The 11,292-nt window shown below is 63.0% G+C and carries 10 protein-coding genes and 1 pseudogene; 7 read left to right on the top strand and 4 right to left on the bottom strand.

Features of this window, described 5'->3' with window-relative positions:
* Positions 1-88: 88 nt before the first annotated feature.
* A complete protein-coding gene (gene ppdK, locus A9D15_RS02975; protein WP_066761637.1) occupies positions 89-2,755 on the top strand; it encodes a pyruvate, phosphate dikinase in 2,667 nt (888 codons plus the stop codon).
* A gap of 19 nt (positions 2,756-2,774) precedes the next feature.
* Here ppdK and A9D15_RS02970 read toward each other — a convergent pair whose 3' ends face one another.
* A complete protein-coding gene (locus A9D15_RS02970) occupies positions 2,775-3,563 on the bottom strand; it encodes a methyltransferase domain-containing protein (protein ID WP_066761636.1) in 789 nt (262 codons plus the stop codon).
* Between A9D15_RS02970 and A9D15_RS17105 the strand changes: the two are divergent.
* From A9D15_RS17105 to A9D15_RS02950, 5 genes and pseudogenes are all read left to right on the top strand, one after another.
* Positions 3,488-3,850, top strand: a pseudogene (locus A9D15_RS17105) (double zinc ribbon domain-containing protein); the annotation flags it as partial. The gene A9D15_RS02970 and the pseudogene A9D15_RS17105 overlap by 76 nt on opposite strands.
* A 39-nt stretch (positions 3,851-3,889) precedes the next feature.
* Positions 3,890-4,438: a ComF family protein gene (locus tag A9D15_RS02965; protein ID WP_308419920.1), complete on the top strand. Its 549-nt coding sequence runs from the start codon at positions 3,890-3,892 to the stop codon at positions 4,436-4,438.
* Positions 4,439-4,747: 309 nt separating this feature from the next.
* Entirely contained in the window at positions 4,748-5,113 is a 366-nt protein-coding gene (hisI, locus tag A9D15_RS02960) for a phosphoribosyl-AMP cyclohydrolase (RefSeq protein WP_066761632.1), read from the top strand.
* A 31-nt stretch (positions 5,114-5,144) separates the two neighbouring features.
* Positions 5,145-5,555, top strand: a complete 411-nt coding sequence (locus tag A9D15_RS02955; protein ID WP_066761630.1) for a MerR family transcriptional regulator — start codon at positions 5,145-5,147, stop codon at positions 5,553-5,555.
* Between the two features lies 1 nt (position 5,556).
* Positions 5,557-7,362 (top strand): acyl-CoA dehydrogenase C-terminal domain-containing protein, encoded by a 1,806-nt coding sequence (locus A9D15_RS02950; protein WP_066761629.1) that lies wholly within the window; start codon positions 5,557-5,559, stop codon positions 7,360-7,362.
* A gap of 21 nt (positions 7,363-7,383) precedes the next feature.
* Here the strand turns inward: A9D15_RS02950 and cysK are convergent, their stop codons facing one another.
* The 3 genes from cysK to A9D15_RS02935 are packed head-to-tail and all read right to left on the bottom strand — an operon-like array spanning position 7,384 to position 10,270.
* Positions 7,384-8,301 carry a cysteine synthase A gene (gene cysK / locus A9D15_RS02945; protein WP_066761624.1) on the bottom strand — a complete coding sequence of 306 codons (918 nt, stop codon included), beginning with the start codon at positions 8,299-8,301 and terminating at the stop codon, positions 7,384-7,386.
* A 33-nt stretch (positions 8,302-8,334) separates the two neighbouring features.
* A complete protein-coding gene (locus tag A9D15_RS02940) occupies positions 8,335-9,618 on the bottom strand; it encodes an MFS transporter (protein WP_373283497.1) in 1,284 nt (427 codons plus the stop codon).
* Between the two features lies 1 nt (position 9,619).
* Positions 9,620-10,270, bottom strand: coding sequence for a carbonic anhydrase (locus A9D15_RS02935; protein WP_066761622.1), 651 nt, complete (start codon positions 10,268-10,270; stop codon positions 9,620-9,622).
* A 57-nt stretch (positions 10,271-10,327) separates the two neighbouring features.
* Here A9D15_RS02935 and lipA point away from each other — a divergent pair, with 57 nt between their 5' ends.
* Complete coding sequence (gene lipA, locus A9D15_RS02930) at positions 10,328-11,290, top strand: lipoyl synthase (protein ID WP_066761614.1); 963 nt, start codon at positions 10,328-10,330, stop codon at positions 11,288-11,290.
* Positions 11,291-11,292 lie beyond the last annotated feature (2 nt).

Raw genomic sequence — 11,292 nt, 5'->3', positions numbered from 1 at the left:
CTACAGGGGCGCGATTGAGGGAGAATTGTACCCTGATGTGCCGTTTTTGCTGCACTGCAAGGTATCGTAACAAGAGGTCAAAGGTATCATGACGCAATATGTCTACACCTTCGGGGGCAACGCGGTTTCGAACGATCCGCGCGCGAAGGACAAGACGATCACTGGCGGCAAGGGCGCCAACCTGGCGGAAATGGCCTCGATCGGTCTGCCGGTGCCTCCCGGTTTTACGATCACGACCGAAATGTGCGTCAAATATCTCGCCGAGGGTGCCAACTTCGACGATGCCTTGCGCGCCGATGTCGCTTCGGCTCTGGGCCATATCGAACAGACGGTCGGCAAGAAGTTCGGCGATGCCGCCGATCCGCTTCTGGTCTCGGTCCGCTCGGGCGCGCGCGTCTCGATGCCGGGCATGATGGATACCGTTCTCAACCTCGGCCTCAACGACGATACGGTGCAGGGCCTTGCCAGCGTGTCGGGCGATGAACGTTTTGCCTGGGATTCCTATCGCCGCTTCATCCAGATGTACTCCGACGTCGTGCTCGGGCTCGACCACGGCCTGTTCGAGGAAGCTCTTGAAATCGCCAAGGAGGACAAGGGGTATTACAACGACATCGAGCTGACTTCCGAAGACTGGAAGGCGCTCGTCGGCGAATACAAGGAAATCGCCGAGCGCGAGCTTGGCCACCCGTTCCCGCAGGACCCGTCCGAGCAACTGTGGGGCGCGATCGAGGCGGTTTTCGCCAGCTGGGATTCGGACCGCGCGAAAGTCTATCGCCGTCTGAACGACATTCCCGGCGGCTGGGGCACGGCGGTCAACGTGCAGGCCATGGTATTCGGGAATATGGGCGATACCTCGGCCACCGGCGTCGCCTTCACGCGCGATCCGGCGACGGGCGAAAGCACATACTACGGCGAATACCTGATCAATGCGCAGGGCGAAGACGTCGTCGCCGGAATCCGTACGCCGCAGTACCTGACCAAGGCTGCTCGCGAGGCCGCAGGCGCCCAGGCAGAGTCTATGGAAGAGGCAATGCCCGAAGCATACGGGCAGCTCGCCGAAGTGTTCGATATGCTCGAAAAGCACTATCGCGACATGCAGGACATCGAATTCACGGTCCAGCAGGGCAAGCTCTGGATGCTGCAGACCCGCAGCGGCAAGCGTACGGCCAAGGCCGCGCTGAAGATGGCGGTCGACATGGTCCACGAAGGCCTGATCGACGAAGCGACCGCGATCGGCCGTGTCGATCCGATGGCCCTCGACCAGTTGCTCCACCCGACCCTCGATCCCGATGCCGAACGCCACGTCCTGACCGTCGGTCTGCCCGCATCGCCGGGTGCGGCTTCGGGCAAGGCGGTGTTCGATGCCGACACGGCAGAAAGCTGGGCCGAGAGGGGCGAAGAAGTCATTCTCGTCCGCGTCGAAACCAGCCCCGAAGACATCCACGGCATGCACGCGGCGAAGGGCATCCTGACCGCGCGCGGCGGCATGACCAGCCACGCGGCCGTCGTTGCCCGCGGCATGGGCCGTCCCTGCGTTTCAGGTGCATCGGCGCTGTCGATCGACCGCAAGACCAAGACGGCGCGCATCGGTTCGAACGAGATCAAGGAAGGCGACGTCCTTACTCTTGATGGTTCGACCGGCGAAGTCATGCTGGGCGCTGTTCCGACGATCGAGCCCGAACTGGTCGGCGATTTCGCGACGCTGATGGAATGGGCCGATGCCAAGCGCCGGATGAAAGTTCGCACCAACGCCGAAACGCCCGCCGACTGCAAGATGGCGCGCCAGTTCGGTGCCGAGGGTATCGGCCTTTGCCGCACCGAGCACATGTTCTTCGACGCGGGCCGCATTTCCAGTGTCCGCCAGATGATCCTGGCCGAAGACAAGAAGGGCCGCCAGGCCGCGCTTGCCAAGCTGCTTCCCGAACAGCGTAGCGACTTCAAGGCGATCTTCACCGAAATGGCAGGCCTTCCGGTCACCATTCGCCTGCTCGACCCGCCGCTGCACGAGTTCCTGCCCCAAGGCGATGCCGAGTTCGAGGAACTGGCCGAAATCACCGGCTACGGCATCGACCATCTCAAGCGCCGCGCTGACGAATTGCACGAGTTCAATCCGATGCTCGGCCATCGTGGCTGCCGTCTGGGCATCACGTTCCCCGAGATCTACGAGATGCAGGCGCAGGCTATTTTCGAGGCGGCTATCGAAGTCGCGGCCGAAAGCGGTGAGGCTCCGGTCCCGGAGATCATGATTCCCCTGGTTGCCACCAAGCGCGAACTGGAAATCCTGAAGGCGCTGGTCGACAAGACGGCCTCCCAAGTCTTTGCCGCCAAGGGCAAGACGCTGGACTATCTCGTCGGCACGATGATCGAACTGCCCCGCGCCGCGCTGATGGCCGGCGAGATCGCAGAGGAAGGCGCGTTCTTCTCGTTCGGGACCAACGACCTGACGCAGACGACGCTCGGCGTCAGCCGCGACGATGCCGCCCGCTTCCTCGGGCCTTACGTCGACAAGGGCATCTACCCGCGCGATCCGTTCGTCAGCCTCGATATCGAGGGCGTGGGGCAGCTGGTCGAACTTGGCGCAGAGCGTGGCCGCGCGACGCGTCCCGACATCAAGCTCGGCATTTGTGGCGAGCATGGTGGCGACCCCGCATCAATCGCGTTCTGCGAGAAGGTCGGTCTCGATTACGTTTCGGCCTCGCCCTATCGTGTGCCGATCGCTCGTCTTGCTGCGGCGCAGGCGGCGCTGAAGGCCTGATCAGAAGCGCGGGGCCCGGTTATCTTCGCGGAGCGGGGCTCCATCCGCTCAGCGTGACAATTTCGAACCGTTCGCGGACGAGGCCATCTTCACCGGCTTCGTCCGCGAATGCGTATCGGGCAATGTTGAAGGCCGCGTTACCCAAGGGCGGGCCAGGGTCTGCAAGGACGTTGCCAAGTGCCTGGGCGCGCAAATCACCGACAAGCTGGTCGATACTGTCGAAGCCGACATCAAAGCCCCAACCATCGACGACGGGACTTGCGTAGCCGAGACGGGTCATGAGCTGCCCTGCGGCTCGCACGTCGACTTGGGGGTGAATGCGCGGGGAAGGGCGCTCGCCATCGGCTTCAAGCATGGCCTTGCGAAGCACAGGCAGCGAGCCGGCGGCAAGGAAGCTGGCGATCATCAACCCATCGCTTGCCAGTGCCCTGCGCATCAGAACCAGAGCGCCGGGCAGATCGTTTACCGTGTCGAGCAGGCCGAGTGAGGCTATCAGGTCGTATGGACCGCCCGGAAGCGGCTTTTCCTCGTCCAGTGGCGAGCCGAACCGCTCGCAAGGATCGGCAAGCACGACTTCGCTGCCCTGCGCCATCAGGTGCGCGGCAAAGGCGCCGGTCACGTCGCCGATGACGAGTGCGCGGTGGAACTTGCGGTTGAGGAAGCCGAGGCGATCAATGGCATCCTCTGCGATCTCTCTTGCGACGGTCGAGACGGCCTCGCCACGCTGCCGCAATGCGGCCATGCGCGATCGTGCAGCAAGGCGGCGGCGAGGCGAAAAGATCATGGGCGGCGAGGGAGGGGTGTCCATGCGCGGACCTGTGCCGTGGATGGCGCGAGCGCGCAAGGTTGCAGCAAGTCGCTGCACACGGCAAACATGACAAAGTGTCGTTTCGTCAAACCTTTGCGCCGATTTTGGACTTCGTCTATCCTCCGCGCTGTCCCGCTTGCGGGGACGCTATCGCGGGCGGTTCGCCCAGTGGTGACGACGCTTTCTGCGCCGAATGCTGGGGCAGGGTGCAACTCCCCGGCCAACCTTGGTGCGCGACATGCCAGCATCCTTTCGGAGCCGATCACTTCGGGGCTGATGCGCAATGCGCGCGCTGCCTGGCCGAAGCTCCGCTTCACGACGGGATCGTGGCGGCTACGATCTATGGCGACGTTTCGCGCGACATGGTTCTGCACTTCAAGCACGGCGGCCGTATCGCGCTTGCCGGACCGATGGGCCGCACGATCGCTGCGCGGATCGGCGACAGGGTGCGCGGCGACGCCATCGTCGTGCCGGTGCCCTTGCACCGCTGGCGTATCTGGAAGCGCGGATACAACCAGTCGGCGATGCTTGGGAAAGTCATCGCGAAGTCACTCGGTCTCGAGTTTTCGCCGGACCTGCTGATCCGGACCAAGCCGACACCCAGCCTCGGCGGGCTCGATCCCAAACAACGGCGGGAGGCGCTGAAGGGTGCCATCCGGTGCAATCCGCGCAAGGCCGATAGCATTCGCGGCCGCGATGTCATCCTCGTCGACGACGTGATGACAAGCGGCGCGACCAGCGATGCCTGTGTTCGTGCGCTGAAAAAGGCTGGAGCGAAAAGCGCGGTGATTGCCTGTTATGCGCGGGTCCTGCACGCGCAGCCGGTCCCCAAAAACGAAACGCCCGAGACCGAAAGGCCTCGGGCGTCCGCGTGACTGACCGGTTAGGCGCTACAGGGATCCCGCCGATCCCGAGCTGCCATCCGGCCCCTCTATTAGGCAGTACCCCCCGGTACCACCGATCCCTGAACGTTGACCGCTTCAGAGGACGTCCTGGACAACGTCTACCGTCCTTTCGAACGGGTCCGGCTCCCTCAAGCCGTGAGCGTCTTGTGCACGACAGGTTGCTGACGGGGAAGGATTCGTTACCGGACCCCATGGAAATTATGCAACGCTGTGCCTATCGTGCAACAGGCGCCTTGTGGCGCAGTTGACGCTACGTCTTTCCGAATATTGCGAGGCCCCATGACCACCGAGACCGTCGAGACTACCGACCAGTTCAAACCGCGTTTCGACGAAAAGGGACTGATCACCGCAGTCTGCGTCGCAGCAGACGGGGGCGAGGTGCTCATGGTCGCGCACATGAACGACGAGGCCTTGGAACTCACAAGAAAGAGCGGTTTTGCGCATTTCTGGTCGCGTTCACGCGGCGAGCTCTGGAAGAAGGGAGAGACGTCGGGCCACGTCCTCGAAGTGGTTGAGATGCTCGTCGACTGCGATCAGGACTGCCTAGTTCTTCGCGTCAATGCCGCAGGTCCGGCTTGTCACACGAATGCACCGACCTGTTTCTACCGCCGCGTGACCGACAAGGGGCTTGAATGCACGTCTTGACGTTAACGTAAGCGTCAACTAAGTTGACGGCATGACCGATCGAGCCGCCAATCCCGACGAAAAAACATGGACGATCGCCGAACTTTCGGCGGAGTACGACGTCACGGCGCGCGCCCTGCGCTTTTATGAGGAGCAGGGCCTGATCTTCCCGCAGCGTAGCGGTACACAGCGGATCTATTCCGAAGGTGACCGCGCGCGTCTGCGATGGATCGAACGAGCCAAGAGCGTGGGATTCTCGCTCAAGGAAGTGGGCGAGATGCTCGATCTTTATGATCTCGACGACGGGCAGATCACGCAGCGCAAAGTGACCCTCGAACGCTGCCGGGAACAGCTCGCCAAGCTCGAGCGTCAAAGACAGGACATAGACTGGGCCATGGGCGTCCTCACCGAGTTCATCGACAAGGTGAAGAGCGACCTGGAACCGGCCAAGCGAGAGGACTGAGATGCCGACTTATACCGCCCCCGTGCGCGATACCCGCTTCGTGCTCGAAAACGTGATCGACCTGCCCGCGATGGCAGGAAAGCCCGGCTTTGAGGATTTCGATGCCGACATGATCGCGCCGATCCTCGAGGAAGCCGGCCGCTTCTTTGCCGAAGTCGTCGCGCCGACGAACCTTCCCGCCGACAGACAGGGCTGCGTTCGCAATGACGATGGTTCTGTAACGACGCCCGACGGGTTCAAGACCCTTTACGCGAAGGTCCGTGAGACCGGCTGGACGACGCTTTCGATGCCTGCCGAATATGGCGGACAGGGACTGCCGGGCGTTCTGGGTTTTGCAGCCGAGGAATTTTTCACCTCGGCCAACATGGCTTTCGCGATGTATTTCGGCCTGACTTCAGGCGCGGTCGAGGCAATCGAGCTGCGGGGATCGGAAGAGCAGCGCGCGCTTTACATCCCCAAAATGGTGAGCGGCGAATGGACCGGCACCATGAATCTTACCGAGCCGCATTGCGGCACCGACCTCGGACTGCTGCGCACCCGCGCCGAGCCCAACGGCGACGGGTCCTACTCGGTCACGGGCACCAAGATTTTCATTTCGTCGGGGGAGCATGATCTTACCGACAACATCGTTCACCTCGTACTTGCCCGCACGCCCGATGCGCCGAAGGGAACCAAGGGCATCTCGATGTTCATCGTGCCCAAGTTCATCCCCGATGCCGATGGCAATCCGGGCGAGCGCAATTCGCTGTCGTGTGGTTCCATCGAAGAAAAGATGGGCATCCACGCGAACTCTACTTGCGTGATGAACTACGACGGTGCGACCGGTTGGCTGATCGGTGAGGAGAACAAGGGGCTTGCCGCGATGTTCATCATGATGAACGCGGCGCGTCTTTGGGTCGGGCTTCAGGGCTTTTCGCAGGCAGAGAACGCCTATCAGAACGGCGCAGCCTACGCGCTGGATCGCCGTCAGGGCAGGGCGCTGACCGGTCCTAAGGAGCCTGACGAAAACGCCGACATGCTGGTCGTACATCCCGACGTACGCCGCCTTCTCATGGACGCCCGCGCGCGGACCGAGGGCATGCGGGCGCTGGGCCTGTGGGTCGCGTTGCAGGGCGATATCGCCAAGCGCGCCGCCGACGAAAGCGAGCGCCAGGCCGCCGACGACATGGTTCAGTTGCTGACGCCGGTCGTGAAGGCCATCGGTACCGATATCGGCATGCGCGTTGCCCAGGACATGCAGCAGGTCTGGGGCGGCCACGGCTACATTGCCGAAAACGGCATGGAACAGTTCGTCCGCGATGCCCGCATCACCCAGATCTACGAAGGTGCGAACGGCGTCCAGGCGATGGATCTTGTCGGACGGAAGCTGCCGATGCACGGTGGTCGCGCGGTCCAGTCTTTCTTTGCGATGGTCGACAAGGATGTCGCCAAGGCGGCAGGTAATGAAAAGGTTGCCGCTCTCGCGACGGCGCTCGAGAAGGCGGCCGGCGACTTGAAGGCCGCGTCGATGTGGCTGATGCAAAATGCGCCTGCGGACCCGAACAATGCCGGGTCGGCGGCCTACCACTACATGGAAATCCTCGGGCTCGTCTCGATGGGCTGGATGTGGCTACGCTCTGCCGTAGCGGCAGCGTCGGCCCTGGATGATGGCGAGGACGAAGCCGGCTTCATGGAAGCCAAGATCCTGACCGCGCGGCACTTCGCCGAATCTCACCTGCCCGAAGCGGGCGCGCTGCGTCGCAAGCTTCAGGCTGGCGCCAAGACGATCATGGCCATGCCGGCCGAGGCCTTCGCCCGCACGGGCTGAAGCCTCGGCCCGAAGGACCGCTTACTCCGGAAGGAAGTCGGGCACCGACAGGTAACGCTCGCCCGTGTCGTAGTTGAAGCCGAGGATACGCGCGCCCGCAGGCAGGCTCTCCAGCTTCTTTGCGATTGCGGCGAGCGTTGCGCCCGAACTGATGCCGACGAGCAGGCCTTCGGTCGTCGCGCAGCGACGCGCCATTTCCTTGGCGTCAGCGGCATCGACCGCAATGGCTCCGTCGATCGAGCGGGTATGCAGGTTTTCAGGAATGAATCCTGCGCCGATGCCCTGGATCGGGTGAGGGCCGGGCTGGCCGCCCGAGATCACCGGCGAAAGTTCAGGTTCGACTGCATAGGCTTTCATGTCGGGCCAGGTCTTCTTCAGCTCTTCCGCGCAGCCTGTCAGATGGCCGCCGGTTCCGACGCCGGTGATCATCACGTCGATCGGCGTATCGGCGAAATCGGCGAGGATTTCCTGCGCCGTCGTTTCGGCGTGGACCTTGGGATTGGCCGCATTCTCGAACTGCTGCGGCATCCAGCTACCCTCAACCTCGTTCAGTAGTTCGTGCGCGCGGGCGAGGGCGCCCTTCATTCCCAGTTCACGCGGCGTCAGATCGAAAGTCGCGCCATAGGCCAGCATTAGGCGGCGACGCTCGATCGACATGGAATCGGGCATGACGAGGATCAGCTTGTAGCCCTTCACCGCCGCGACCATGGCAAGGCCGATACCGGTGTTGCCCGAAGTCGGCTCGATGATCGTGCCGCCCGGTGCCAGATCGCCTGAGGCCTCTGCCGCCTCGACCATGGCAAGCGCGATGCGGTCCTTGATCGAACCGCCCGGATTGGTGCGTTCGGACTTCACCCATACTTCGTGATTGGGGAAAAGCCGCGACAGCCGAATATGCGGCGTGTTGCCGATCGTTGCCAGGACACTGTCTGCTTTCATCGTTCGGCTCCTATCCCCGTGACAGAATCGGGATCATTCGCGATAGACCGGAGCGAACGTGCGAGCGTTCCTGATCTCCGGAAAGGCGAAAGCCCAGATAATCGTTACCAATATCGCGCCCGCGCCGCCAAATACAACCGCCCCTGTCGCGCCAAGCAGGGCCGCGGCGATGCCGGACTGAAGCTCGCCAAGTTCGTTGGATGCGGAGATGGCAAGGCCTGATAGCGAGGACACGCGTCCGCGCATCTCGTCCGGCGTATTGAGCTGTACCAACGACCCGCGCACAAAAACCGAGATCATGTCCGCCGCGCCGAGGATGAGGAGCAGGAACAGGCTGAAAATGAGATCGTAGCTGAACCCGAAAACCGCCGTGGCAAGGCCGTAGATGCCCACGGCCCAAAGCATTTTCACGCCGACATTGTGCTCCATCGGCTTCACCGCGAGCCACAACGCGACAAGGCCCGCACCGGCAGCGGGCGCCGCGCGCATCCAGCCAAGTCCTTCAGGGCCGACCTGGAGAATGTCGCGCGCGAACACCGGAAGCAGGGCCGTGACCCCGCCGAGCAAGACGGCGAACAGGTCGAGCGAAATCGCGCCGAGCAGGAAACGGTCGTGCCAGACGAAGCGGAAGCCCTCGGTAATCTGCTTGATCGGGTGCTTTTTGCGATCGACTTCAGGCTTTCTGAGGGGCTTGATCAGCAGCACCATCAACGAGCCGAGCACGAGCAGGACGACCGACACGATATAAGGCAGCGTCGGGAACACGGCATAGAGCATTCCGCCCGCCGCCGGGCCGAGGACGCTGGCAAACTGCCATGCGATGGCATTGGTTGCGATCGCGCGCGGGATCATCGGGGCGGGCACGAGGTTGGGGGCAAGCGAATTCATCGCCGGCCCGAAGAATATGCGCGCCACGCCGTGCAGCGCCGCTAGCGCGAACAGTAACGGCAGGCTGAGATTGTCGCTCCACGTCGCGAAACCGAGCGCGGCGGCCACGAACGAGTCGATCCCCATCGACAGCGCCGCGACCTTGCGCCGATCGTACCGGTCGGCGACGACGCCCGAGATCGGGGTCAGCACGAAAAGCGGGAGGAACTGGACCAGCCCGAGGATGCCGAGCTGGAACGCAGCCGCGCTCCTGCTCATCCCGTAGTCCGACCGCGCCACGTCATAGACCTGCCACCCCAGCACCACGACCATCGAGAGCGTCGCGATGACGCCCGCGAAACGGGTCAGCCAGAAAATCCGGTAGTCGCGGATCTGCAGCGGGTGCCGCGGCATCGGCACGCCGATGGCGGATTCAGTCGTTTCCTCCAAGTCAGGCGACCGGCTGGAAGTTTCCGCTATCCTCGTCAAGCCAGTGCAGAACGCCGTCCGAAATCGCGAAGAACGCGCCGCGCAGCCTCAGCTTGCCCTTGCCTTCCTTGACCTGGATGCAGGGGAAAGAGCGCAAGTTCTCGATCGAAACCTTCACCGCGGCCTGTTCCATTGCGCGTTCCGCCTTGCGGCCTTCGGTGCCGTGTTCGGCAGCCACCGACTCGCGCGCATCGTCCAGAAGGTCGATCCAGTCGGCGATGAAGCCGCCCTTGCCGGGCTCTGCACCCAGCATCTTCTGCGACAGAGCCGCCTGGCAGCCACCGCACATGCCGTGGCCAAGCACGACGATTTCCTCGACCTCGAGCACTTGCACCGCAAATTCGAGCGCGGCCGACACGCCGTGATGGCCGGGGGTCGTTTCGAACGGGGGAACCATGGCGGCAACGTTGCGAACCACAAAAATCTCGCCCGGATCGACGTCGAACACCTGCGCCGGATCGACGCGGCTGTCCGAACAGGAAATCACCATGACCTTGGGCGACTGCCCGTCCTTCAGGCGCATCCAGCGCTCGTGTTGGGGGTGCCACAGCTTTTCGCGAAAGCGCATGTAGCCGGCGTTAAGGGCCTCGAAGGCGGAAGGAGAATCGGTCATAGGCTCCCTTTGCCGCCAAGCATTGCGGCTTGCAAGCGACGGGCCTATGTGGGGCGCATGAACGAGATACTCTCCGCAGCAGACCTCAAGGCCGATCAGCAGGACGCCGAAAGCCGCGAACGCCGTCGCAAGCCCGACTGGATCCGCGTGAAAGCGCCGACCAGCAAAGGTTATGCAGAGACGCGCCGCCTGATGCGCGACCTCAAGCTCAACACCGTTTGCGAAGAGGCCGCGTGCCCTAATATCGGTGAGTGCTGGACCAAGAAGCATGCCACCGTGATGATCCTTGGCGACGTCTGCACGCGCGCCTGCCGCTTCTGCAACGTGAAGACCGGCATGCCGCGAATGGTCGACCCGATGGAGCCGGTGAACGTCGCAACCGCCGCTGCCGAAATGGGACTTGAACACATCGTCATCACGTCGGTCGACCGTGACGATCTTCCCGACGGTGGCGCAGGGCACTTCGTCAAGGTCATCCAGGAACTGCGCGCCCGCACGCCCAATACGACTATCGAGATCCTGACGCCGGACTTCCGCGGCAAGATGAAGAAGGCGATCGCCGCCATCGTCGAGGCGCGCCCCGACGTCTTCAACCACAACCTCGAAACGGTGCCGCGTCTTTACCCGACGGTGCGGCCGGGTGCGCGTTACTATGCATCGCTTCGCCTGCTGGAAGAAGTGAAGAACATCGATCCGTCGATCTTCACGAAGAGCGGCATCATGCTCGGCCTTGGCGAACAGCGTCTCGAAATCCACCAGGTGATGGACGACATGCGCAGCGCCGATATCGACTTCCTGACGATGGGCCAGTACCTGCAGCCGACGCCCAAGCATCACAAGGTCATCGATTTCGTAACCCCGCAGCAGTTCGACGCACTGGGTTCCATTGCCCGTGCTAAGGGCTTCCTGCAGGTCGCTTCCAGCCCGCTGACGCGTTCCAGCTATCACGCAGGCGAGGACTTTGCCGAAATGCGCGCAGCGCGCGAGGCGAAGCTTGCCAAGGCCGCTGCACGCAGCTGAGA

Source organism: Croceicoccus pelagius (assembly GCF_001661915.1).
Lineage (GTDB): Bacteria > Pseudomonadota > Alphaproteobacteria > Sphingomonadales > Sphingomonadaceae > Croceicoccus > Croceicoccus pelagius.
Note: the sequence above shows the minus strand (reverse complement) of the source record. Positions and strands in the feature narration are given on the sequence as shown.